We start from the raw sequence: 24,427 nt of genomic DNA, 5'->3' as shown, positions 1-24,427 counted from the left end.
GACCCCGAGGGCGCCGCGGCGCGGGCGCCGCCGCCATGCGGGCCGTCGTCGCGGTTGACGCTCGTCTCATGCCGGACCTCCTGCTGGCGCCGAAGACGGCCTCAATCGACCTCACATGCGACAAGGATACTTCGATATCGATCGAATGATGGAAGCTCTCCTGCCGGTCACGACCAATGCGGCGCAAAAACGCCGCGCAAAGGCGCGGCGTTTTGTCTCATGAGCTGTCGTGACGCGATCAGGTGATCAGCTGGCCGCGCGCAGATTGACGGTGGTCTCGGCAAGCTTGGTCAGCTTCATGTCGGTCGCCTTCTCCTCGTCCAGGGTCTTCTGAAGAACGGCGGCGCAATCGCTGCGTCCGAGCTGCTTGGCCCAGGCGATCAAGCTGCCATAGCGGGTGATCTCGTAATGCTCGGCGGCCTGGCCGGCATTGATCAGGGCAGCGTCGAGCACCGTCTTGTCCGCGACCTCTCCCGCGACCTCCTCGGCCTCCTCGATGATGCCGTCGATGGCCGGGCAATCGACCGCCTTGGGAGCGATGCCCTGCATCTGAAACACCTGCTCGAGCCGCTGCACGTGCGTCCTGGTCTCGTCGAGATGGGTCAGAAATCCCTGCTTGAGCTGCTGATCAGTGGCCTTCTCGGCCATTTTCGGCAGCGCTTTGACCAGCTGGTTCTCGGCGTAATAGATGTCCTGCAGCTGATGCACGAACAGGTCATTCATTGTCTTGATGTCTTTGGTGAACAGTCCCATTTTCCTCACGTCCTCTCGGTTCGGAACATGGCGGTCCCTCCCCGACCCGTCGCGACCATGTTCGCTGTAGGTCTCGCCTGCGGCTAACCGGTTGAGGACCCGGTTGTTCCGGCTCTGCGCCCCCGGGGCTGGGCGGAACTCGTGCCGACGGCGGGACGTTTGCGACTGAACCGCGCGGGTAACCTTTGAGACCGAACTAAGGCGGTCGCAGCTATGTGACTGGAGTGTGACGGACCCGCAGGACGAAGTCGGAGCTGCGCTGTGTCAAGGACTGCACAAGACGCACGTTTTAGCTTAAGGAACAGGCTGTCACGGATTGCCCGCCCTCATCGATCAATGATCTCGTCTCTCTTCCAAGACCTAGTGCCGCCCCGCCGGGAGGATGAATGCAGCGCCTGCTGACCACGCTCTCGCGTGGCTTCAAGAAATGGATCGGCTGGAAGCGGCTGGGGATTGCAGCGAGCCTTGCGATCATCGCCTTCGCGGTCACGACGCTCGTCCGCACGCTGAAGGGCGTTGACGGCAGCGTGATCCTGACCGCCCTGACCGAAATCCCGCCCGGTCACATCGCGCTCGCGGCATTGTGTGTGATCGGCGCATTCTGCACGCTCACCTTCTACGACTATTTTGCACTGCGAACGATTGGCAAAAAACATGTGCCCTATCGCATCGCGGCGATGAGCGCCTTCACCAGCTATTCGATCGGCCACAACATCGGAGCCACCGTGTTCACCGGCGGCGCGATCCGGTTCCGCATCTATTCGGATTACGGGCTCTCGGCGATCGACGTCGCCAAGATCTGCTTCCTGTCGGGGCTGACCTTCTGGCTCGGCAATCTGTTCGTGCTCGGCATCGGCATGACCTTGCATCCGGCCGCCGCCTCGTCGATGGACCAGCTGCCCCCGGCCGTGAACCAGCTGATCGCGATCGGCATCCTGGGTGCGATCTTCGCCTATCTCGGCTGGCTCGCCGCCGGCAAGAACCGCCGCCAGCTCGGCCAGAACGGCTGGAAGGTTGTGCTGCCCTCGGCGCAGCTGACACTGGTGCAGATCCTGATCGGCGTGGTCGATCTCGGCTTCTGCGCGCTGGCGATGTACCTGCTCGTGCCGTCCAATCCGCCGATCGACTTCCTGTCGCTGTCGGTGGTGTTCATCCTTGCCACCCTGCTCGGTTTCGCCAGCCATGCGCCGGGCAGCATCGGCGTCTTCGATGCGGCGATGCTCGTGGCGCTGCCGCAATTCGGCCGCGAGCAGCTGCTCGCCACCCTGCTCGTGTTCCGCGTGCTGTATTTCGTCATTCCGTTTGCGACGGCGATCTCGATCATGGGCGTGCGCGAGCTTTGGCTCAACGTCGTGAAGCCTTGGCAGGAGCGGCGCCGGCTGCAATCCGCCTGCGACGACGAGGTCGCCGCCAAGCGCGCGGCTGCGACAGCTGCGGCGGCCGTTCCCCATCGCATCAAGCGACGGCACTCCCAGGGGTGAGCGACGCCCGCGCGCATGATCTGAGGACGTGGAAACAGGTTTCCGCAGCGATCATGCTCAAACAAAGGGCTGAGAGCCTTATGCGATCCCGTGATATCGCATCATGCCCGCAGCGAGAGGACATAGGCGCAGTTGACGTTGCGCGCTGGCCTCTTATTTCCGCCCCATCGCTGACGTGAATCCTCGCGTATGACCCGAATGTCCCTTCGTCCGATGCTCGCGGCCGGCGTGCTGGCCGGCCTGCTCGTCCCTTTCGCGGCCACCCAGGCGGCTGCGCAGTTCGGTGCCCCGCCGCTGCAGATCAGCTGGGAGGTGCGCAATCGCTTCCGCCTGTTCCGCGAGGAGCGCGACTTTCTGCTCCATGCCGAGAGCACGCGCGATCGCTCGATTCTCGCCGCCGAGCAGGGCCTGGGGGTGCAGAGCGACGGCCGCGGCTGGGCGCGCAACGTCGTCAACCGGCTGTGCATCGACCTGGCCGGCCACGTCAACGAGCCGTGCACGCGCGACAACGTCAAGGAAAGCTATCTCACGCCGATCGACCATCCCGTCACGGTGCGCCTGACCGGGCCGGTGCCGGTCGGCGCCACCTGCGCCTGGTCGTTCGACGACGGCGATGGGCCGCAGACATCGACTTTCGACTGCGCCGAGCCGGTCAATTTGCGCGTCCGCTACGGCCGCCAGACCGTGGCCAGCGTGGATGTGACCAGCGCCGAGGGCACGCGGCAGGTTTCGACCGGCATCCAGGTCCGCGACGTCTTGATCGCCGGGCTCGGCGACAGCATCGCCTCGGGTGAAGGCAATCCCGACCGCCCGATCGCGCTCGCCGACGAAGGCTTCTGCTTCCGCTCCTATCTCGGCGGGCCCACCGCGCAATATTATCGGCCGAGCCGCGCCGGCTTCAAAGGCGGCCGCGCCTGTGAGGCGCCGGACACGCTGCAGAACTGGCAGAAGTACAGTGCAGTGTGGTTCAACGCCGCCTGCCACCGCTCGCTGTACAGCTACCAGACCCGCACGGCGCTGGCGCTCGCGGTGCGTTATCCGCATGTCGCCGTCACCTATCTGCCGCTCGCCTGCACCGGCGCGACCATTGCCGACGGCCTGTTCGGCAGCCAGCGCGCGCGCGAATGCACACCTGGCCGCTCGATGGCCACTTGCGCCGGCGGCGTCAACGGCCAGATCGGCGAGTTGCGCGAGGCGCTCACCGCGGCCAAGCGTCGCCAGCCGGACCGGCGACTCGATCTGGTGCTGCTGTCGATCGGCGCCAACGACATCAACTTCTCCGGCCTCGTCGCCGACGTCATCGTCGATACGCCCACCGAACGCACCCTGTTCAAGCGCTCGGGCGTCATCGGCTCGGTGGAGGAGTCGCGCAGCGAGCTGGCGCGCGACCTGCCGCAGGGCTTCGCCAAGCTGCGCGAGGCGCTGAAGCCGCTGGTCGGCGACCTCTCGCACGTCATCTACACCGCTTACGGCAATCCGGCGCTGAGCGGGCCTGGGGTTCCCTGCCCCGGCGGTCCGGCCGGCTTCGAGGTCCATCCCTCGTTCAATGCCAATCCGCAGCGGCTCGCCAAGGTCGCGGGGTTCGTCGAGAACGAGTTCCTGCCGTCGCTGCGCGGGCTCGCGCAATGCACCGCGGGTGTGCTGTGCCGCGATCCCGGCACCGATCGCATGACGTTCGTCGATGCGCATCAGGCGGCTTTCGCCCAGCACGGCTTCTGCGCGCGCTCGCCCCAGGACCCGCCCTTCGACCGCGAATGCTTCTCGCCGTCCGGCGAAAGCTTCGATCCGAACATCGTCAGCGCCGCCAACGAGCCGCTGCTGTGCGGTCGCGGCGCCAGCGAGTATCGCCCCTATCTGCCCCGCGCGCGCTGGATCCGCGACGCCAATGACAGCTACTTCTCGGCCATGACCTATCCGCAGGGCCTGCCCGCGGCGATGCAGCCGGCCGACATTCACGATGCGAGCTGGGGCGTGTTGTCGGCGGTCTATGGCGGCGCCGTGCATCCGAGCGCCGAAGGCCATGCCGCAATGGCCGACGCGGCGTTTCCGGCGGCGGCAGAAGTGCTCGACCTCGATGCGCCGGAGCCCAAGATTACCAGCCAACCGCTGCCTCCCGCCGGCGGGGTGCGGCAGTAACGCCGGCTGACGTTGATTTGCCCGTCGGCGGCCGTTCGCGCGCTCGGGGAATGCCGAGCGCTCCGAACACGACGCGCGTCGTGGGTGCCGATGCACGAAATTCGGCAACCTCGTCAAACGGATCACCCTCTCCGCCGGTGCCGGGCCGAATTTTGCGCTTTCGTTTTTACAGAAATCATGCTCTGCTCGCATATCCCGTGCTCACAGAGGGACGCGTCGCGATCGTCACGAACGTGGAGCGCGGGATGCGGTGGGCGCCACCGGTCGCAGCGTGATCCGATCATGCCGACGAACGATCGGCGGCGCACGGTGAAATCGTATGGTCCTGGTCTCCCGATGCTGAGGCCAAGCCGGCGGTGATGATGATCCGCCTGTAACGGGGGCAATAAAGCCGGTCCCCGGGGAGAGTCCGTATAAGCCGTCAAACCATCGCGCGGGGAATGCCGGTGATCGGCTGAACCTGTGGTGACTGCCGCCTGCTTATCTTGTTGCAGGCGGGCCATGGGTGAGGCCTTCACCCGGCATTCCCCGCACCCTCGTCTTTCAGAGGGTGAAAGTGCTGCAAGGCTCGGACGCCATGCGCCGCGAGATCGCGACACCATGCTCATCAGCAACCGCCGAGCCGCGGCCCGGCAGCGGACTACTTCGCAGGCGCCGGCTTCTTCATCATCGGCGGGGCTGCCTGCTTCGCCGCCGGAATCGCGGGGGCCGCGGGAGGCGGCAGATATTTGGCGATGACCGCCGGATCGATCTGCGCCATGGCCGTATCAGGCAGGCGCACCCAGGTCTCGTCCCTGCCGAGCAGCGAGAAACCGATATAGCCGCGCAGCGTCAACGACTGGCCGTCGGGGCTCAAGGTCATCTTGGCGCTGTAGATCTTGCCGTCGCGGGGATCGAGCACATTGCCGTCTTCGTACTTCAGGCCGTCGCGCTTCATGTCGCGGATGAAGGAGAGACCGAGCCAGGGCGCATTCTTGCGGTCGTCGGTGCATTTGTCGCAGACCCGGTTCGGCGGATCGGTCGGCTTGGGAAACAGCTTTGCCATCACGCCTTCGAAGACCCCGTTGTGGTCGACGACGAGCACGTAGAGCACCGGCTGACCGTTCTCGACCTTCTGCCACAGTCCCGCCGCGGACGGCTCCGCTGCGAGCGCAGGCCGCGTCAGCAGCGCACCGGCAACGACAAGCGCGCCGATCGCGAGCTTCGCCACGCCAGATGCCAACCGAAGCCGGGAAAACGCATTCAGCATCATCACCTCACCTTGACCAATCCACCAATCGAATGGCCCGCCAGTCCGGGCCTTTCGAGCGTCGCTCCAGCCCATAACAGGTCTTGCGCGCCGGTGAAACCGGCGCACAAAGGAAACATTTCTTCACATTTGAGTTGGATGGACGGCTACGGGTTCCACCTCACCAACGAATTAGTTGACGCCGAGCTTCTTCTGCAGGCTCGACGACGAGGTCGTGTACTGGAACACCAGCCGCTTCTCCGGATACACGTAGCGGTGCGCTTTCTGCGCCATCAACGCGCCCTCGTGGAATCCGCACAGGATCAGCTTGATCTTGCCCGGATAGGTATTGATGTCGCCGATCGCAAAGATGCCGGGCACGCTGGTCTCGAACGCCGAGGTCTCGACCGGAATGAGATTGTTCTCGAGCGCAATGCCCCAATCGGCGACGGGACCGAGCTTCATCGTCAATCCGAAGAACGGCAGCATCATATCGCAGGCGACGGTCTCGACCGAATTGTCGTTGCCCTTGATGGAAGCGGCGGAGAGCACGCCGTTGGCGCCTTCGAGCGCACTGACCTGGCCGATCCGCAGATCCATCTTGTCGCTTGCGACGAGCGCGCGCATCTGCTCGACGCTATGCGGCGCAGCGCGGAAATCGTCGCGACGATGCACAAGGGTGATGCGCTTGGCCAGGGGATGCAGATTGAGCGTCCAGTCGAGCGCGGAATCGCCGCCGCCGACGATGACGACATTCTTGTCGCGGAACTGCTCCATCTTGCGCACGGCGTAGAACACCGAGGTGCCTTCATAAGCCTCGATGCCCGGCACCGGCGGCCGCTTCGGCTGAAACGAGCCGCCGCCTGCGGCGATCACCACGACCTTGCACTCGAACACCTTGCCGGCGTCGGTGGTGACGCGAAAGCCGGGATCGCCGATCTTCTCGACCTTCTCGACCATCTCGCCGAGATGAAAGGTCGGGCTGAACGGCTTGATCTGCTCCATCAGCTGATCGGTCAGCCCCTGCCCCGTCACCATCGGCACGCCCGGAATGTCGTAGATCGGCTTTTCCGGATAGAGCTCGGCGCACTGGCCGCCGACCTTGTCGAGGATGTCGATCAGATGCGCCTTGATGTCGAGCAGCCCCAGTTCAAACACGGCAAACAGTCCGCAAGGGCCCGCGCCAATGATCAGCACGTCGGTCTTGATCGCTTCGCTCATGTCGCTCTTCTCGTTGAGAGGCGCCGCTCGGTGGTGGCGGCAGGTGGCGGTCCCGAATTTGTAGCCAACGGGCCAGTGTCAGGGAAGGCACAAAAGCCCCCCTCGCCGGCCGCCGCTTGCAGCGCCGAGCGTAGCGGGGTTTGAAGGAGAGGTGAAATGATGGAGATCAATCGGTGACAGAGACGGCCCGCCGCGACCAGACGCCCCGCCTTGAGGACTTCCCGTACCGTCTCACGGACAATGTGCGGTTTGGCGATCTCGACCCCAACCAGCACGTCAACAACGCGGTCTATGCGACCTATTTCGAGACCGGCCGCGTGACGCTGATGAAGGACCCGCGCCATGGCCTCCTGCAGGAGGGGCTGGCCTGGATCATGGTACGGCTCGACATGCATTTCCGCGCCGAGCTGCGCTGGCCGGGGACGATCGAGCTCGGGCTGGGCGTGGTCAGATTGGGGCGCACCTCGGTGACCTGCGAGCAGGTCGTGTTCTCGGAGGGGCGCTGCGTGGCCTCGGCCACCGCGGTGATGGTGCTGATCGACGAGGTGACACGCAAGCCGGCGCCGCTGACAATGCAAGTGGTCCAGGCGCTACAGCCTTGGGCCCGGCGGGGCGTAACGCTGACGCCGCCGGCATGAGCGCGGGAGCGAGGCTCAGGACAGGCCGTCCCGGCGGACGGCCCCCGGACGGGTCAGGCCTGACGCTCGGGCGTCGCGACCACGAGGCCGTCGAGCTCGTCGGACACCTTGATCTGGCAGGACAGACGCGAATTCGGCCGCACTTCATAGCCGAAATCGAGCATGTCCTCTTCCATCGGGGTCGGCGGACCCACCTTCTCGCGCCAGGCTTCGTCGACATAGACATGGCAGGTTGCGCAGGCGCAGGCGCCGCCGCATTCGGCCTCGATACCGGGAATGGCATTGCGGATCGCCGCTTCCATGACGGTCGCGCCGTTCTCGATCTCAACGGTTCGGGATTCGCCGGTATGGTCGACAAAGGTGATCTTGGCCATGTGCGCTCATGCTGCGGAGGAAATGAAGTCGGGCTGTCCTATAACGGACCGCTCCGCTCCGCGCTAGTGCTGCGGCCGGCGGCTCAGGCAACGCCGAGCATGTCGGCAATGGCCGCGCGCGCCTGTGCGACCGCGGTGCCGAGCCAGGCCAGCGCGTCGGCCGGATCGCCGTCGCGCAGCGCCACTTCCAGGCCCTCGGCGGCGTCGGCGACATCGAGTGCGCCGATGGCGCGGGCCGAGCCCTTCAAGGTGTGGGCCACAGCGGCGGCGTCTTCGGGCATCACCTGCAGCCGCTCCAACAGGCGAACCGCCTGGCTGGAGAACATGCCGAGGACCTCCCGCTCAAGGTCGGCGTCCCCCAGCGTCATGCGCCGCAACAGGTCCAGGCTGATCGGCCCATCATCGGGCACCAGCGGAGGGGAAGGCATCCATTCGATCCGTTGCAGGTCGGGAATCATGGCGGCGGTCCGGTGCGGCGGCGCCGATGGCGCCTCTGTCCGCAAGCCAAGCACGACAATGGTTAACGCTTCGTTAGCGCCCCAATTGCCGCGGGTTTGCCGCGATTTCGACCTCGCTCCGCCCCAATCGCGGCTGAAACGAGAATTCGCAGGACTTCTAAAGTGTTAACGACAGCTGCTGTTAACGATGATTAAGAATCTCTTAACCACGCCCATTTCTTTCAAATGGCGCAGCCAATAGGATGCTCCTTCGGATGGAATGGGCCACCTGGCGGAATTTGCCACCTCAGGTTGCCCTGTAGAGGGATGACGTCCGGTTTGAGCCATTCGAGGGGGCACTCGTGTGCGGCTCGCCGGATCGAAATTAAGACGAGGGCTCGGACTCAACATGGCGAACACCCCTAAAAAGGTCAAAGACCCGACTGAAGTTGCGCTGTCCGCCATTCAGGAGGCTTTGAACATCAGCGACACGTCCGCGCCCCTGGAGCAGCAGGGCCCGGTCCAAGCTGACGGGGCCGCGTCCGGGAAGTCGGCCGGCGCCTCGTCCTATGATTCGTTCGACAACCGTCCGGGCGCCGATCGCGGGACGCTGGACGACATCGAACCACCGCCTTTGGCGGTGCGCCGACCGGCCAATGACGACCGCGAAACCATCGGCCAGCTTCTTCAGGCCATCCAGAAGGGCCGTCCGACGCGCAGCGTCTACACGCTGGCCACCGCGTTCGCCGGCATCTGGATCGTCGGCTGTGCCCTGATCACGATCGGCTTCCTGCCGTCGCTGCAGGCGCTGCTGGGACAGAGCGGCGGCGTGCTCGTGCTCGCCGGTCTCTCCGCTGTGTTCTTTGCGCCGGTGCTGCTGTTCTATTTCCTCGCCAGCCTCGCCTGGCGGGGCCAGGAGCTGCGCATGATCGCGCAGTCGATGGCGCAGGTAGCGATCCGCTTCTCGGAGCCGGAAGGGGCCGCCAGCGATTCGATCGTCACCGTCGGCCAGGCGATCCGCCGCGAGGTCGCGGCGATGGGCGACGGTGTCGAGCGCGCGATCGCGCGCGCCGGCGAGCTGGAAACGCTGGTCGCCAACGAGGTCGCCGCGCTCGAGCGCGCCTATAGCGACAACGAGGTTCGCATCCGCGCCCTGCTCCAGGACATCGCCCATCAGCGCGACAATCTCGTCGGCCAGGCGGAACAGGTGCGCAGCGCCATCTCGGGCGTGCAGATCGACCTGCGCCACGACATCGCGCTGATCTCGGACGCGATCGCCTCGCGCGTCGACGAGGTCGCCAAGAGCATCACCGGCGCGCTGGAAGAACGTGGCGCCCACATCACGGCCGCCCTCGGCAATGCCGGCGACAACATGATCCTCGCGCTCGGCGAGCGCGGCGGCGATCTGTTGGACCGGCTCGAAGAGGCGAGCGCGGAAACCACCCGCGCCGTGCTCGACGCGTCCGAGCGGCTGACGACCAGCCTCAATTTCAAGACCGGCCACGTCCACGACGAGTTTGCCGACCTGTCCGACCGCGTCCACGAGATGCTCAACGAGCGCATCGACCGCATCACCAGCGAATTCGAGCAGCGCACGGCGGCCATCGTCGACGGCATCTCGGTGCGCACCGAACAGGTTCACGATTCGCTCAAGGCCTCCGGCGACTCGCTGCTGCTCGAGCTTGAGCTGCGCGGCGGCGACCTCGTCAGCAAGATCGACGAGGCGAGCCAGCGCCTGTCCAGCCAGATCCTGGCGAGCGGTGAGAAGGCGAGCGAGTCGCTCGATGCCACCGTGACCACGCTGGTGGCAAAGGTGGTGAGCCAGACCGAGAGCACGCATGACACGCTCTCGACGCAGATCAGTGCCTTCGATGAGCTGGTGAAGAACCAGGGCACCGAGCTCGCCGAGCGCTTCGCACGCGACAGCTCGACACTCGGCGCGCTGATCACCCGGCACATCACCGAATTCGACCGCACCGTAAAGACCTATGGCGGCGAGATCGTCGAGCGCATGGGCCAGCGCACCCAGGAGATCTCCGAGAATCTCAAGACCTATGTCGATACGTTCGATACGAGGCTGTCGACCAACAGCGGGGAGATCACGGCGACGCTGGACCAGCGGCTGAGCCAGTTCGAGACCAACCTGCAGACCAGCATCACCAGCTTCGATTCCTCGCTCGATTCGAAGATCAAGACCTTCGACGATACCGTCGGGGGACGCCTGAAGACGCTCGAGGAAAGCTTCGACAACCGCGCCACCTCGGTGACCGCGACGATCGAAGGACGCCTCGGCACCCTCTCCAACTCGCTGACCGATGGCGCGGCCCAGGTGCTGAGCGCGATCGACTCGCGGCTGACCGTGCTGACCACCTCGCTGACCGACGGCTCGGCCCAGGCGATCCAGTCGATCGATTCCCGCCTCAATGTCCTCACCTCGTCGCTGGCCGACGGCACCGAGAAGGCGCTCGAGGCGATCGATGGACGCATCGTCAGCCTGTCCAACATCATCGACGGCCGCAGCTCCGAGCTGACCGAGACCGTGACCGCACGGTTCCAGGACATTCATCAGAGCATCGAGACCCGGGTCGGCTCGATCGCGCGGGACATCGACCAGCGCGTGTCGCAATTCGAGGACCTGCTGGGGTCGCGCGTCGAGGCGGTGGCCGGCCGCATCGAAAGCAGCGGCCGCCAGGCCAGCGACGAGCTGATGACCCGCGCGGAGCTGCTCTCCGCCAGCATCAGGTCGCATGTCGAGGACGCTGAGCGCGCTCTCACCGACCTGGTGGTCAACACGAGTGAGACGATCCAGACCGGCGCGCGCAATGCGCAACAGGCCCTGCTCAACGTCTCGACCGATGTCGGTTCGCAGCTGAAGACGACCTCGACCGAGGTGGAACGCGCCCTTGCCGGCGCCGGCAGCAACGCGGCCGATGCGATCCTGTCGAGCGCACGCGAGGCCCAGGCGACCCTGCTGACGGCCTCCGGCGAGACGGCGACCCAGATCAAGTCGCTGACGGCCGACGTCGAACGCACGCTGACCGCGGCGGGCTCGGCCACCGCAGCCTCGATCCTCGCCGGCGCGCGCGAAGTCCAGAGCACGCTGGTGTCGGCCTCCTCGGACGCCGCCGACCATGTCAAATCGCTCGCGTCGGACGTGCAGCACTCGCTCACCGGCGTCGGAACCGCGACGGCCGAAGCCATCACCGCTGGCGCCCGCGAAGCCCAGTCCACCCTGCTCGCCGCCTCCCAGGAGGCCGCCACCCAGGTCAAGGCGCTCACCGTCGATGTGCAGCGCTCGCTCTCGATCGCGGGCACCACGACGGCCGAAACCATCACCAGCGGCGCGCGCGAAGCCCAGATGACGCTGATCAGTGCCTCCTCGGACGCAGCCAATCACGTCAAGTCGCTGGCGGCCGATGTCGAGCGGACGCTCGCTTCTGTCGGCACCAGCACCGCTGCGACGATCGTCGACAGCGCGCGCGACGTGCAGTCGAAGCTGGTAGCGGCCTCGACCGAGGCGGCCGATCACGTCAAGTCGCTGGCCATCGATGTCGAGCGGACGCTGGCGACGGTGGGCACCACCACGGCCACCGTGATCATCGACAGCGCCCGCGACGTCCAGTCCAAGCTGATCTCGGCCTCGACCGAGGCGGCGGAGCACGTCAAATCGCTCGCCGTCGACGTCGAGCGGACGCTGTCCTCGGTGGGCGCCGACACGGCCAGCTCGATCCTCAACAGCGCACGTCAGGCCCAGATGTCGCTGACGACAACCTCGGCCGACACGGCGGCGACCTTGGTCGGCAGCGCGCGCGAGGCGCAGACCATCCTGACCACGACCACGACCGAGACCGTTTCGGTGATCGTGAGCGGCGCCCGCGAGGCGCAGGACATGCTGACCGCGACCTCGACGGACACCGCAGGCCAGCTCAAGGCGATCTCCTCGGAGATCGAGCGCTCGATCAACAGCGTCGCGGCGAACACGACGGATGCGATCCAGAACAGTGCGTTGAACGCGCAGAGCGCGCTCGTCGCCGCCTCGAACGAGGTCTCCACGCGCGTGAAATCGACCTCGACCGAAATCGAGCGCTCGGTGCTCGCAGCCAGCAACTCGTTCGGCTCGGCGATGACCGGCAAGACCGACGAGATCGTCACCTATGTGCAGCAGCAGACCGAGCGTCTGTCGCAGATCCTCGATGGCAAGCGCGGCACTCTGGTCGAGACGCTGAGTTCGAAGACCAACCAGCTGACGATCGAGGTCGATCGTGTCACGGCGGACGCGCTGAAGTCGATCGAGGCGCGCGGCCAGGCCTTCGCTCAGGCGGTCAGCGGCAACGGTTCGGACGTGGCCCGCAACATCACCTCGGCCGGCGAACTCGCGACCACGGCGATCACCAAGTCGCTGCGGGAGCTGGAGCAGGCTTCGCGCGCGGCGATCGAGCAGTCCCGCCAGGTCTCGGTTGCGGCCGTCACCGAAATGCAGGAAACGAGCAAGATCCTGCGCACCGACACCGTCGCTCTGTTCGAGCGTCTGCGCGAGGGCAACATCCTGCTGCAGGAAGTCCTCACCGGCGCCCACGACAACCTCAACTCGCTCGAACGGGCGCTGGTGACGCGCGTCGCCGACTTCGTCACCGCCATGAACGACGTGACCTCGCGGAACGGCACCGCGACGCAGAACCTCGAGGATCAGCTCAACGTCTTCAACTTGAAGACGACGCGGGCGCTGGAAGACCTCAACTCGCTGTCGAGCCAGTTCGACGCCCATGGCAAGGCCTTGATCGAGGCGGCCGCGGTGGTCGAACAGAGCAACCGCGATGCGACGGTCTCGATCTCGGAGCGCAAGTCGACGCTGGAATCGCTGATCACCACCATCGATCTGCGCACCGCGGACCTCGATCAGCGCCTGTCGCGCTTCACCACCCTGCTCGACGAGTCGCTGGCCGCGGCCGAGGAGCGGGCGCGCGACATCGCGCGCGTGGTGGCGGAGACCGCCGGCGCCGGCTCGACCGCGATCAGCCGTCAGTTCGAAGCCATCCGCGCCAATGCGGAAGAGGAACGCCGCCTGACCACTTCCTCGATGCAGGAGATCTACCAGCAGAGCACGCAGGAAGCCGAAGCGATGTTCAAGCAGTCGGCGGAGAAGTTCGCTGCGCTGGTCTCGAGCATGAAGCAGATGACGGCCGAGATGCACCGCGAGCTCGAAGCCACCCGCGGCGAGCTTCGCCGTGGCGTGCTCGAAATGCCTCAGGAAGCGGCCGAGAGCACCGCGCAGATGCGCAAGGTCATCGTCGACCAGATCGAGGCGCTGGCGGAACTGAACCGAATCGTCGCGCATCACGGCCGCGGCCTGGATGTCGTCAGCACGGCGCGCCCCGCTGCCGTCGCAGTCGCGCCCGCTGCCGTCGTCCGCCAGGAGGAGCCGATCGTGGCGGCAGCCGCCGTCGGCGCACGGCCCGAGATGCGGCTGCGCGAGTCGAGCTCGACCAGCGTCACCAACCTGCCTCCGCCGGATCTCGGCATGCAGCCGCCGGCGCCGCCTCCGCCGCCCCAGCCGCGTCGGGTCGAGGCGCCGCCGATGGGTCCGGTCGCCGATCAGGGGCGCGACAATTGGCTGTCCGACCTGCTCAACCGCGCCGACAACAGCACCGCCGGACAGACGGCGCCGCGCGGCCGCGGATCGGCGACGGCCCAGCCGGGCAATCCGCTGGAATCGCTGTCGCTCGACATTGCGCGGCTGATGGACCGCAATCTCGCAGCCGAGATGTGGGACCGCTATCAGCGCGGGGAGACCAAGGCGTTCTCCAAGCGCCTGTACACGCCGGCCGGTCAGAAGGCGTTCGACGAGGTCGCCCGCAAATATCGCGCTGACCGCACCTTCAAGCAGACGGTCGACCGCTACATCACCGAGTTCGAGCGGCTGCTCGATGACGTCGCACGCGACGATCGCAATCCGCAGGCTCTGCGCGGCCAGCTGACCTCGGAGACGGGCCTCGTCTACACCCTGCTTGCCCATGCCGCCGGCCGGCTGGCGTGAGAAGGCGGCGAATGGCGAGTAGCGAATGGCGAGTAGCACGCCGCGCAACGACACCAAACGGAGGCCGCAAGGCCTCCGTTTCGCTTTGGGGACTGCAATAGAAGCTTCTTCGGCCTCGCCCGTCACGCCCCTGCTTCAGCAGCATCGCAAGTGCAGGCCGGGAGCCGGTCGGGAGCCATCGAGGTCGGCGCAGCGCGCCCCTATTCGCCAGGCCTCATCGCCTGCCGCTGGCCGGCGGCGCGGGCGCCGGTGCCGGCTGCGAGGCCTGGGCATTGCTCGGGCTCGAATTGCTGGCGCCGAACAGCACGCGAGTCGGGTTGCGGTCGAAATTGTTCACGGCCCGGCTGATGTCGGACAAGGTCCGCCGCCCGTCGGCCATCAGCGCGCCGGAGCGTTTGTCGAAATCTTCGGCGAGCTCGCGGATCGACTTCACCGTCAGGAACAACTCGCCGCCATCCTTGCCGCCGGCCAGCGAATTGAGCCCGAGCATCAGCGTATCGGCCTTGCCCATGATGCCGTCGACCCGGCTCATGACGCCGTCGATGCGTTCGGAGTTGCGCGCCAGCGACTGGGTGAAGACCTCGAGATTCTTGATCGAGTTCTTCACGGCGTCCTGGTTGTCAGCCACCACCTTGTTGATGTTCTGCAGCGTGGCCCGGATCGCTTCGGTCACATCCTGCAGCCGGGTCGGGTCGGCGCGCAGCACCGGCACACCGTCTTCATCCAGGGGCGGCGGCGGTGCCGCCTCCTCCCCACCCTTGAGCGCGATCGCGGCGACCCCGGTCAGGCCCTGGAACTCAAGCCCGACGAGCGTGTCCTTGCGGATGGGCGCATTGTTCTCAACCATCGCCAGCGCCACCACGCGACGCGGATTGTCGAGCTTGACCGAGATCACCTCGCCGACCCGGATACCGTTGAAATTGACGCTACCGCCATTGCGCAGGCCGGCGGCCGGCCCTTCGAACACCACCCGCAAGGGACTGCGCTGCTTGGTCGTATGCAGGCTCTGGAACCAGAGGACGAACCCGACCGCCGCAGCGATCACCGCCAGCGTGAATGAACCGATCAGGACGTAATTCGCCCGCGTTTCCATTATCAACTCCGGTACCGGCATATCGCGGCGACGATCATGCCCCGCGCTGCCGTGCCTTTCGGTCGGCGCCGGGTTCGGCACCTGCCCCATCTGCTTTGTCGCGGGAGTCCCCTCTCCCGCTCACAAATTAACGAACCGCAGCCGCGGCACTCTCCCCCACCACCGCGCGGGCGCGCTTGCCGTGAAAATACTGCCGGAGCCATGGATGCTCCGAGGCCTGCATGTCGGCCATCGATCCCGCGGCAATGATCTTGCCGTTGCCCAGCACGGCGATGCGGTCGCAAGCCGTGTAGAGGCTATCGAGATCATGCGTTACCATGAAAACGGTCAGTCCCAAAGTGCGCTGCAGAGTGCGTACCAGTTCGTCGAAATCGCCGGCGCCGATCGGGTCGAGCCCCGAGGTCGGCTCATCGAGGAACACGAGTTCCGGATCGAGCGCCAAAGCGCGTGCCAGCGCCACGCGCTTGATCATGCCTCCGGACAGCTCACTCGGGAAACGATCAGCAACATCGGGACGTAATCCGACCATCACCAGCTTGGCGACCATGATCTCGTCCAGCAGGCGCTGCGAGACCCTCAGATACTCCCGCACCGGAAACTGGATGTTCTGCCGCACCGTCAACGAGGAGAACAATGCGCCCTGCTGAAACAGCACGCCCCAGCGCCGCTCGACGGCGCGGCGGCTGGCGCGGTCCGCGGCATCGAGATCGACGCCGAACACCTCGATGCGCCCGGCCAGCTTCGGCACCAGGCCGATGATGGTGCGGGTCAGCACCGACTTGCCCGCCCCCGATGGACCGACGAAGCCGAGGATCTCACCGCGCTTCACGTCGAGATCGAGCTCGTCGAGCACGCGCGTCGCGCCGAACTGCACGGTGACGCCGCGGACGCGGATGATCGGATCTGTCACGTCCTGCGTCATGTCACATCCCGACCGTCGCAAAGAAGATCGCGAACACGCCGTCCATCACGATGACGAAGAAGATTCCCTTGACCACCGAGGACGTGGTGTGGCGCCCCAAGGACTCCGCACTGCCCTGCACCGCGAGCCCCTCGACGCAGGCAACGATCCCGATCACCGCCGCCATCACCGGCGCCTTGAGCAGGCCCACGGTGAAATGGTCGATCGAGATCGCTTCGCGCAGGCGCAACAGGAACGCCTCGGGATCGACCCCGCCATAGAACCATGCCACCAGCCCGCCGCCATAGAGCGCAGCGATGTCGCCCAGGAAGGACAGGATCGGCAGCGCGATCACCAGCGCCAGCATGCGCGGCAGGATCAGCACCTCGATCGGATCGAAGCCCATGGTCCTGAGCGCATCGATCTCCTCGCGCATCTTCATCGAGCCGAGTTCGGCCGTGTAGGCGCTGCCCGACCGGCCCGCGATCATGATCGCCACCAGCAACACCCCGATCTCGCGCAGCACCAGCACGCCGAGCATGTCGACAACGAAGATGTCGGCGCCGAACCTGCGGAAATGAAAGATGCCCTGTTGGGCGATGATGCAGCCGATCAAGAAGGTGATGAGCACGATGATCGGAACGGCGCGCCAGCACACCTGCTCGAGATGATGGATTGTCGAGGTCAGGCGGAAGCTGCGCGGATGGATGAACACCCGGCCGCTGGCGACGATCACGGCGCCGAGCATGTCGATCAGGGCGGCCACGGTGCCGAAGATGCCGGCGACGCTGCGGCCGATCTGGCCGAGCATGCCGGTAATGGTCACCGCCGTCGCATCGTCGTCGGGCGCGGCGCTGACGCGGCGGACCTCGTCGACCAGACTGGCATAGTTCGCCGACAGGCCATCGATCCTGGCTTCGGCGGTTCCCGTCGTGAAGCTGCGGCGCAGCCGCTCGATCAGCCAGGCGCCGAACGTATCGAGCCTGGAGACCTCCGACACATCGATGGACACATCGATCTTCTTGCCGGCGAGCTTCTCGGCATCGGCGACGAGCCGCTCGAGCGACGGCGCAAACGGCGCGGTCCAGGCGCCCGTCGCGCGCAGCGACAGCGCACTGCCCTCGCCACTGCGTTGCAGATCAGGGTCGCCCGTCACGACGACCATCCTCGGAGCCCAGGACGTTCGCTCCTTGACGAGAGAAATCCCACCGCGTCGCCACCACCTTGCCGGAGACCCCCATCAACAGCCATAGTCGCTCCGCTCGCGCAAGTCCCCAGCGCCTCATCCCGGTTCACAAATCGCCAGATTTCCAGATGACTTCCAACGGTTTCCCAATACTGGACGCACGTCTCGGCCACTGGCCGATCGCCGGCAGCTTCACGATCAGCCGCGGCGCCAAGATCGAAGCCGTCACCATCATGGCCGAGATCCGGGTAGGCGCGCTCACAGGCCGTGGCGAATGTGTACCCTATTCGCGTTATGGCGAGACGCCCGAGACATCGTTGAGCGCCCTGCTGGCCATGCGCGACGCCGTCAGCTCCGGCCTCGATCGCAACGCGTTGCAGTCGGCCATGCCACCCGGCGCCGCACGCAACGCGCTCGATTGCGCGCTGCTTGATCTCGAGGCCAAGCGCAGCGGCCGGCGAATCTGGGACTTGCTTGGACGTCCAGCGCCCGAGCCTTGCGTGACGGCCTACACGATCTCGCTTGGCGCCCCCGAGGTCATGGCCAAGGCAGCGGCCAAGGCCGCGCACCGGCCGCTGCTGAAGATCAAGCTCGGCGGAGATGGTGATCCGGCGCGGATCGCCGCGGTTCGTGCGGCGGCACCGCAGTCGCAACTGATCGTCGACGCCAACGAGTCCTGGAACGAGGCGAACCTGGAGGCCAATCTCGCCGCCTGCGTCGCCGCTGGCGTCACGCTGGTCGAGCAGCCGCTGCCGGCAGGACGAGACGATGCCCTCGCCCAGATGACGCGCCCGCTCACGATCTGCGCCGACGAGAGTGTTCATGCGAGCAGCTCGCTCGAAGCGTTGCGCGGTCGCTACGACGCCGTCAATATCAAGCTGGACAAGACCGGCGGCTTGACCGAGGCGCTCGCAATGGCCGATGCGGCGCGTGCGCTGGGCTTTGAAATCATGGTCGGCTGCATGGTGGCCACGTCGCTGTCGATGGCCCCGGCCATGCTGCTGACCCCGCTCGCGCGTTTTGTCGATCTGGATGGGCCGCTGCTGCTGGCCGAGGATTGCGAGCACGGGCTGTACTATCAGGACAGCCTCGTCTACCCGCCCGATGCAGCGCTGTGGGGCTGATGCGCCAAGCAATGGCGCGCGACCCAGACCAGAAGGCCGCCGGATCCGGCCATCGCCGCCATGAGGAAATAGACGCCGGGCCCGTATTGCGCGTAGACCGGCCCCGACACCATTGAAGCGGCCGAGCCGACGATGCCGCTGGCAGCTGCGTAATAGCCCTGGCCGCGGGCGGTCACATGCGCGGGCACCTGGCGCATCAGCAGCCCCATGGTCCCGACCAGGGTCAGTCCGAAGGTGAAGCCGTGGCTGAGCTGGACCGCGGTGAGCCCGATGGCGTGCGGCTCCATGGCGGTGAGCGTCCAACGCAGCACGGCCGCGACAGCTCCGATCATCACCAGGCTCGCAGGCGCCAGCGTGAATCGCGGCGACAGAGCAAACACCACGATCTCGGCGAGCACGCCCATGGTCCAAAGCCAGGCGATCATGAGCCCGCTGAGCCCCTGTGCTTTCCATTCGATCGCGGAGAACGTGTAATAGGCCGCGTGGCTGCCTTGGATCAGGGCCGACGCGATGATGATGCACAGGAAGGCGGGATCGCTCAGCAGATGCCGTCCCTCCTGCGCCGGGCCACTGCCGCGCGGCAACGGGGGCAGCCGCTCGAGCAGCAGGCCGCTCGCGACCCCGACCAGCGCCATCGAGACGATGATCCAGATCAGGTCCGGCGGCGCAATGACGTCAGCCAGCGCGCCGCAGAGCAGCGTTCCAACGATGAAAGCGACGGAGCCCCACAGCCGCAGCCGTCCATAGTTCAAGCCGTAGCTCATCACGCCGCACAGCGCATACGCATCGGTCAGCGGAACGACGGGTGTCCATAGGCTGCAGGTGGCCACATAGACCAGGAAGACCAGCCAGGGATCGTGCTGAAAGCCGAGCACGGCAAAGCCTGACGCCGTTGCGAAAGTGGTCAGCCGCATGGCGCCGCGCAGCGCCTGGCGGCGCTCGGACAATGTGGTGATCAATGGCAGGACGGTGAACCGGGTCAGCGCGGGGACGGCGATGACGATGCCGATCCACGCGGCATCCAGCCCGATCGCCCGTAGCCACACGGGAAAAAACGGCAGGTGCGTTCCCGACAACGCAAACACCGCGCCGTAAAACAGTCCCAGGCGGCCGGCGAATCGCCGTGCCACTGCCGGCGATGTGGTGGAGATTTGTCGGGATAGTGGCATCAATTCAATTGCGATTCGGTCAATATCATGGTGATCGTTATGCCAACGCGCAGCAATTTGCGCGATGGGTTTGCCATGGTCGATGAAGTCTTCGCCCTCTCGCCTATCTCCGCCCGCGCGGCACAGCCGAACGAGGCCGACTACGAGGCGATCCGGGACGCCTTCATGGAGACCTCGCGCGGCCGCTGGTTCCTCGGCGAGTACGCCAAGCGCAACCGCAATGCCGACACCAGCATGGTGCTCGACGCGGTCGCACGCATCGAACATGCCCTGGCCTCGCAACGTCAGCAGCAGCAGGAGTTCGAACGCACCGACGACAAAGCGCTGCCGGAGGCACTGGCCGCGATCCGCGCGGCGGTCGAGGATGCCGCGCTTGCGGCTGCGTCGGCGGTCGACAGCCTGGCTCTTGAGCAGAACCTCGCGCCCGTGCGCAAGGGAACCCGCATCATCAAGGAGATCTCCTGGCGTTGGCGCGAGATCGGCGCGGACTCGCGGATCTGCGATCTGATCGATTCGCAGGTGACGTCGATCGAGGCGGCCTGCGAGCAGCTGGCCAGCACTGACCCGAAGGTTGCATTGCTGGCAGCCTTCGAGATCATCAAGTCCCGCCTCGCGGAGCTGGATCGCGGCGACGGGCCGATCGCGCCCGCGGGCAATGAGAGCGCATCCCCCAATACGGATGCCGCCCGGACAGCCGAGACGACCGCCCCAACGGCGACCGCCGCCATGGCACCAGCACCTCCGGCCGAGGAGGCCACCCAGCCGGTCACGCAACCGGAGGCCGCGCAGAAGGTCCAGGCCGCCATGTCCCAGCTCGTCGCGGCGGTCGCGGCGATCGAACAGGCCGACACTCCGCCCGCAGCGTCTGGTGCCATGCCGGCCGCCCCTGCCGAGCCGGCCCCGGCGCCCGCATCGAACGACGGCGATGTCGCACGGCGCGAGGCTGCCAAGACGATCCCGGTGATCGAGCCTGAGTTGGAGCCGATGCCCGCTGAAGCTCTCGACGAGGCCGCGGCAGCCGAGGCGCAGGATCAGGCGATCCTGGAACTGGTCGCCGCCGAAATGGGCGCGCCCGATCCGTTCGAGGACGAGGAGTTCAGCCGCGCGCGGACCTTGGGCTTTGACATCGAGGAACCCACCGCCATCGATGACGACATCGTCGCGAGCTTCAGCGAGCCGGCCGCATTGACGCCTGCTCCGGTGACGTCTGCTCCAATGACTGATGCGCCGGTGACACCTGCCCCGACGACGCAAGCCCCGATGACGCCGGCGCCCTTGGCAGCGGCCCCCTTGATGGCGGCCCCATTGGCGCCCGAACCCATGGGGCCCGGACCAATGGCGCCGGAGCCCGCGCTTGCACCGGCAGAGGTCGCCGCAGCGAAGACTCCTATCGAAGCGCCCGCTCCGGCCGTTACGTCGATGTCGGCACCGAGCACGCCAGCGACCCGGGTCGAACTGTCGACCTTTGAAGTATCAGTCGCGATCGACACGGAAATCAGCGTCGCAGTCGCCCCAGCCGCGGAGCGCACGCCCGCGCCGCCGCCCTCGAATGCGGCGCTCGACCGCGAAGCGCTCGCGACGATCGTCAGGTCCACCGCGCAGGCGATGCCCAAGCCGGCCTATGAACCATCGCTGGGCTCGACCCTGCTGTCGAACGGCCTGCTGCAGCGCCAACAACCGTCCGGCAACGATCCGCTGACGCCGATCCGCCGCATGAGCCAGCCGGAGAAGATCGCGTTCTTCTCCTGAGATCCGCCCGGCTGTCATTGACCGGGGCAGAACCGCCGATATCCACTCGGTGACATCGGTCACGTACGCCTCCGTCCGAGCCACGTAGCGTACTTCTCGCGCCATTTCGCGCTGCTTGAGGAGAACGCCGTGTCCGCTCCGCTGTCCCGCTTTCGCTTGCCGGGTTGGACCTCCCTGCTCGTCATCGGGCTGGTGAGCCTGATCGCCTGCTTCGGCCCGAGCTTGGCTCGCGCCGCCAATGACATCGACAGCCTGCAAACGCCGCCGCGTGCCCTGCTCACCCCCACGTCGGGGACAGCGGACACCACGAAGCTGGACACCGGCCAGGCTGTCGAACCGCGCGTCGCCCTCGTGATCGGCAATGCGAACTATCAAAATGCACCGCCACTTGCGAATCCCGACAACGACGCCCATGCGGTCGCCAGGCTGTTGAACTCGGCCGGCTTCGAGGTCATCACCGCAACCGACCTGACGCAGAGCGAGATGCTGAAGGTCGTGCAGGATTTTTCAAGCCGCGTCTCCGCGCATGGGCCGAACGCGGTGGCCATGGTGTACTATGCTGGCCACGGCATTCAGCTCGCGGGCGAGAACTATCTGATTCCGATCGATGCCCGCATCTCCGCGCCCTCCGATCTGACGACGAGCACGATCCGACTGGTCGATCTCATGGCCACGCTCGATGCCATTCCGAGCCGCATGCGGATCGTGGTGCTTGACGCCTGCCGCAACAACCCGTTCCCGACCGTCAGCGATGCCGGGCGCGGACTCGCCATCGTCGACGCGCCCAACGGCTCGATCGTCGGCTACTCCACCTCGCCCGGGGAAGAGGCGCTCGATGGACGTGGCGAGCACAGCCCCTATACGCAGGCTTTCCTGAATCTGGCACGACAGCCGAACCTGCCGATCGAGCAATTGTTCAAGCGCATTCGTCTGCAGGTGAACCAGGTGACGGATGGACGGCAGACGCCGTGGGAGAGTTCGTCGCTCACCAGCGATTTCACATTCTTTGGCGACACGCTGGTCGCCGCGGCGCGTCCGGCCGACAACGCGCCGGTGGTCCAGATGGCAGCCAACCTGCCCAGCCGGTCCGTGCGGCAGGCCTACGACTACGTCCTGTCCGAGAACCGCCCGCAATATTATCGCGAGTTCATCGAGATGTACCCGCGCGATCCGCTTGCCGACCGCATCCGCGCCCTGCTCACCGGCCTCGTGCAAGCCGCAGCGTGGCACCGGACAGTGCTTGCCAATTCACCCGAGGCCTACAAGAGCTTCAGCGAGACCTATGCCGACAGTCCGTATGCGCCGGTCGCGCTGCGGCTGCGGGTTGAGCCGCGTCCGATCCCGGTGCTGCAGCCGAGCCGCCTGATGATGCCGCCGCAGATGGGGTCGGTGACGCGTCCCTTCACCCCCGGCGCTCAGATACAGGCGCGTCCCGGCCCGTTGCCGCAATTGCCGAACAACAATCCGCCGGCCAACACTCTGCCGCCGCGCCAGACGCCGCCGCCCACCGTCATCACCAACGGCAAGCCTATCGCCACCCCCGCTGCCGGCAAGATCATCGACTCGCGGCCGGTCGGCCCGAGCAAGACCGGCGACAAGACCATGCCGACGCCGATCCCACCTGCGGTTGCGAAGATCCAGCGCGACCCGCTGAAGCGCGCGCCCGGCCGTCCGTTCGACACCCGTGACGTCCGGCGTCCCTTCCCTGGCGATTCCGGGCCATTCAAGCCGGGCTTCACCGCGCGACGTCCCGCGCTGGCACGCGGCCCGATGCGCGGCCCCAGCACGCCGCAGTTCGCACAGACCGGACCGCGTCCAGGTGGAGGAGGATTTGCGCGGGGTGGCCTCAGCTTCCGCTGAGGTCATCATTTGTCCTCAGGCGATCAGACGGGCGTAGAGATCGGCATCGACATTACCGCCGGACAAGACGATCACCACCGTCTTGCCGGCGACGTCGAGCCGGCCGGCCAGCAGCGCCGCAAGCCCGACCGAGCCGCCGGGCTCGACGACGAGCTTCAATTCACGGAAGGCGAAACCGACCGCGCGCCCGACCTCCTCATCGGAGGCCTCGACCGCCGCTGACAACAGCCGGCTGTTGATGGCGAAGGTGATCTCACCGGGAATCGCCGCCATCAACGCATCGCAGATCGTGCGCCCCTTGGCCTCATGCGCCTCGCGGTGACCGGCCCGCAGCGAGCGGGCATGGTCGTCGAATCCCTTGGGCTCGGCCACGATCATCTGCGTCGCTGGAAAGCGTGCCTTCACCGCCGTCGACACACCGGCGAGCAATCCACCGCCAGAGGCCGGCACGAGCACCACGTCGGGCGACAGGCCGAGCCCAGCGAGATCCTCGGCGATCTCGCGCCCCACCGTGCCCTGCCCGGCAATGACGTAGGGATCGTCATAGGGCGGCACCATTGTCGAGCCGCGCTTGCCGGCGATGTCACGGGCGATCGCCTCGCGATCGTCGCGGTCGCGGTCGTACAGCACGACGTCGGCGCCGAACGCCTTAGTGCGCTGGCGCTTGGCCACCGGAGCATCCGATGGCATCACGATCGTCGCGTGCATGCCGAGCAGCGTCGCGGCATGAGCGACGCCCTGCGCATGATTGCCGGAGGAGAATGCGACGACGCCGTTGGCGCGCTCTGCCTGCGGGATCGACGCCAGCTTGTTGTACGCGCCGCGAAACTTGAAGGAGCCGGTCCGCTGCAGCACCTCCGGCTTCACGAAGACATTCGCCTGGAACTGCGCGCTGAGCACAGGAGCCGGCAACAGCGGCGTCCGCACCGCCACGGGTGCCAGCGTGGCCGCCGCGGCATCGATGTCGGCGGCGGTCACGGGCAGGATCGGGGAATGGGCTGTCATCCCCCATTTTACCGCGCCCCATCCCCGGGAGGCAAGGG

General features: G+C 66.4%; 17 protein-coding genes. 7 read left to right on the top strand and 10 right to left on the bottom strand.

What is annotated here, in order from left to right; translation table 11 throughout:
* Nucleotides 1-246 precede the first annotated feature (246 nt).
* Nucleotides 247-753 carry a YciE/YciF ferroxidase family protein gene (locus tag ACVIJ6_RS23060; RefSeq protein ID WP_012045465.1) on the bottom strand — a complete coding sequence of 169 codons (507 nt, stop codon included), beginning with the start codon at nt 751-753 and terminating at the stop codon, nt 247-249.
* Between the two features lie 386 nt (nt 754-1,139).
* Between ACVIJ6_RS23060 and ACVIJ6_RS23055 the strand changes: the two genes are divergently transcribed.
* Nucleotides 1,140-2,234, top strand: coding sequence for a lysylphosphatidylglycerol synthase transmembrane domain-containing protein (locus tag ACVIJ6_RS23055; protein WP_172241615.1), 1,095 nt, complete (start codon nt 1,140-1,142; stop codon nt 2,232-2,234).
* 189 nt (nt 2,235-2,423) lie between these two features.
* A complete protein-coding gene (locus tag ACVIJ6_RS23050) occupies nt 2,424-4,370 on the top strand; it encodes a hypothetical protein (protein WP_456774579.1) in 1,947 nt (648 codons plus the stop codon).
* A 640-nt stretch (nt 4,371-5,010) separates the two neighbouring features.
* Here the strand turns inward: ACVIJ6_RS23050 and ACVIJ6_RS23045 are convergent.
* On the bottom strand, nt 5,011-5,619 hold the full coding sequence (locus tag ACVIJ6_RS23045; RefSeq protein ID WP_012045468.1) for a DUF2147 domain-containing protein: 609 nt from the start codon (nt 5,617-5,619) through the stop codon (nt 5,011-5,013).
* A 171-nt stretch (nt 5,620-5,790) separates the two neighbouring features.
* On the bottom strand, nt 5,791-6,819 hold the full coding sequence (locus ACVIJ6_RS23040) for an NAD(P)/FAD-dependent oxidoreductase (RefSeq protein ID WP_456774578.1): 1,029 nt from the start codon (nt 6,817-6,819) through the stop codon (nt 5,791-5,793).
* 173 nt (nt 6,820-6,992) lie between these two features.
* Here ACVIJ6_RS23040 and ACVIJ6_RS23035 point away from each other — a divergent pair, with 173 nt between their 5' ends.
* On the top strand, nt 6,993-7,457 hold the full coding sequence (locus tag ACVIJ6_RS23035) for an acyl-CoA thioesterase (RefSeq protein WP_456774577.1): 465 nt from the start codon (nt 6,993-6,995) through the stop codon (nt 7,455-7,457).
* 53 nt (nt 7,458-7,510) lie between these two features.
* On the opposite strand, the gene ACVIJ6_RS23030 is transcribed toward ACVIJ6_RS23035, so the two are convergent.
* Nucleotides 7,511-7,831, bottom strand: a complete 321-nt coding sequence (locus tag ACVIJ6_RS23030; protein ID WP_012045471.1) for a 2Fe-2S iron-sulfur cluster-binding protein — start codon at nt 7,829-7,831, stop codon at nt 7,511-7,513.
* 83 nt (nt 7,832-7,914) lie between these two features.
* Nucleotides 7,915-8,289, bottom strand: coding sequence for an Hpt domain-containing protein (locus ACVIJ6_RS23025; RefSeq protein WP_456774576.1), 375 nt, complete (start codon nt 8,287-8,289; stop codon nt 7,915-7,917).
* 388 nt (nt 8,290-8,677) lie between these two features.
* Here ACVIJ6_RS23025 and ACVIJ6_RS23020 point away from each other — a divergent pair, with 388 nt between their 5' ends.
* Nucleotides 8,678-14,302, top strand: a complete 5,625-nt coding sequence (locus ACVIJ6_RS23020; protein ID WP_456774575.1) for an apolipoprotein A-IV repeat region-like domain-containing protein — start codon at nt 8,678-8,680, stop codon at nt 14,300-14,302.
* Between the two features lie 214 nt (nt 14,303-14,516).
* On the opposite strand, the gene ACVIJ6_RS23015 is transcribed toward ACVIJ6_RS23020, so the two are convergent.
* The 3 genes from ACVIJ6_RS23015 to ACVIJ6_RS23005 form a co-directional block, all read right to left on the bottom strand.
* Entirely contained in the window at nt 14,517-15,395 is an 879-nt protein-coding gene (locus tag ACVIJ6_RS23015) for an MlaD family protein (protein ID WP_456774574.1), read from the bottom strand.
* Nucleotides 15,396-15,522: 127 nt separating this feature from the next.
* Complete coding sequence (locus ACVIJ6_RS23010) at nt 15,523-16,317, bottom strand: ABC transporter ATP-binding protein (RefSeq protein WP_456774573.1); 795 nt, start codon at nt 16,315-16,317, stop codon at nt 15,523-15,525.
* Nucleotide 16,318: 1 nt separating this feature from the next.
* Nucleotides 16,319-17,452 carry an MlaE family ABC transporter permease gene (locus ACVIJ6_RS23005; RefSeq protein WP_456774572.1) on the bottom strand — a complete coding sequence of 378 codons (1,134 nt, stop codon included), beginning with the start codon at nt 17,450-17,452 and terminating at the stop codon, nt 16,319-16,321.
* Nucleotides 17,453-17,610: 158 nt separating this feature from the next.
* Between ACVIJ6_RS23005 and dgcA the strand changes: the two genes are divergently transcribed.
* Nucleotides 17,611-18,606, top strand: a complete 996-nt coding sequence (dgcA, locus tag ACVIJ6_RS23000) for an N-acetyl-D-Glu racemase DgcA (protein WP_456774571.1) — start codon at nt 17,611-17,613, stop codon at nt 18,604-18,606.
* Here dgcA and ACVIJ6_RS22995 read toward each other — a convergent pair.
* Complete coding sequence (locus ACVIJ6_RS22995) at nt 18,576-19,775, bottom strand: MFS transporter (RefSeq protein ID WP_456774570.1); 1,200 nt, start codon at nt 19,773-19,775, stop codon at nt 18,576-18,578. The genes dgcA and ACVIJ6_RS22995 overlap by 31 nt on opposite strands.
* 75 nt (nt 19,776-19,850) lie before the next feature.
* On the opposite strand from ACVIJ6_RS22995, the gene ACVIJ6_RS22990 reads away from it, so the two are divergent.
* Both ACVIJ6_RS22990 and ACVIJ6_RS22985 read left to right on the top strand, forming a co-directional pair.
* Nucleotides 19,851-21,524 (top strand): hypothetical protein, encoded by a 1,674-nt coding sequence (locus tag ACVIJ6_RS22990; RefSeq protein ID WP_456774569.1) that lies wholly within the window; start codon nt 19,851-19,853, stop codon nt 21,522-21,524.
* Between the two features lie 129 nt (nt 21,525-21,653).
* A complete protein-coding gene (locus ACVIJ6_RS22985; RefSeq protein ID WP_456774568.1) occupies nt 21,654-23,384 on the top strand; it encodes a caspase family protein in 1,731 nt (576 codons plus the stop codon).
* Between the two features lie 15 nt (nt 23,385-23,399).
* Here ACVIJ6_RS22985 and ACVIJ6_RS22980 read toward each other — a convergent pair whose 3' ends face one another.
* Nucleotides 23,400-24,389: a threonine ammonia-lyase gene (locus tag ACVIJ6_RS22980; protein WP_456774567.1), complete on the bottom strand. Its 990-nt coding sequence runs from the start codon at nt 24,387-24,389 to the stop codon at nt 23,400-23,402.
* Nucleotides 24,390-24,427 lie beyond the last annotated feature (38 nt).

Source organism: Bradyrhizobium sp. USDA 4369, from assembly GCF_054056435.1.
The sequence above is the reverse complement of the archived record's forward strand: the minus strand, read 5'-3'. Positions and strand labels throughout refer to the sequence as shown.

Coding starts and splice junctions, on each gene's coding strand:
- ACVIJ6_RS23060 (WP_012045465.1), bottom strand. CDS start 753: ATGGGACTGTTCACCAAAGACATCAAGACAATGAATGACCTGTTCGTG.
- ACVIJ6_RS23055 (WP_172241615.1), top strand. CDS start 1,140: ATGCAGCGCCTGCTGACCACGCTCTCGCGTGGCTTCAAGAAATGGATC.
- ACVIJ6_RS23020 (WP_456774575.1), top strand. CDS start 8,678: ATGGCGAACACCCCTAAAAAGGTCAAAGACCCGACTGAAGTTGCGCTG.
- ACVIJ6_RS23040 (WP_456774578.1), bottom strand. CDS start 6,819: ATGAGCGAAGCGATCAAGACCGACGTGCTGATCATTGGCGCGGGCCCT.
- dgcA (WP_456774571.1), top strand. CDS start 17,611: ATGACTTCCAACGGTTTCCCAATACTGGACGCACGTCTCGGCCACTGG.
- ACVIJ6_RS23010 (WP_456774573.1), bottom strand. CDS start 16,317: ATGACGCAGGACGTGACAGATCCGATCATCCGCGTCCGCGGCGTCACC.
- ACVIJ6_RS22990 (WP_456774569.1), top strand. CDS start 19,851: ATGGTCGATGAAGTCTTCGCCCTCTCGCCTATCTCCGCCCGCGCGGCA.
- ACVIJ6_RS22980 (WP_456774567.1), bottom strand. CDS start 24,389: ATGACAGCCCATTCCCCGATCCTGCCCGTGACCGCCGCCGACATCGAT.
- ACVIJ6_RS23015 (WP_456774574.1), bottom strand. CDS start 15,395: ATGGAAACGCGGGCGAATTACGTCCTGATCGGTTCATTCACGCTGGCG.
- ACVIJ6_RS23025 (WP_456774576.1), bottom strand. CDS start 8,289: ATGATTCCCGACCTGCAACGGATCGAATGGATGCCTTCCCCTCCGCTG.
- ACVIJ6_RS23050 (WP_456774579.1), top strand. CDS start 2,424: ATGACCCGAATGTCCCTTCGTCCGATGCTCGCGGCCGGCGTGCTGGCC.
- ACVIJ6_RS22995 (WP_456774570.1), bottom strand. CDS start 19,775: ATGCCACTATCCCGACAAATCTCCACCACATCGCCGGCAGTGGCACGG.
- ACVIJ6_RS23045 (WP_012045468.1), bottom strand. CDS start 5,619: ATGCTGAATGCGTTTTCCCGGCTTCGGTTGGCATCTGGCGTGGCGAAG.
- ACVIJ6_RS23030 (WP_012045471.1), bottom strand. CDS start 7,831: ATGGCCAAGATCACCTTTGTCGACCATACCGGCGAATCCCGAACCGTT.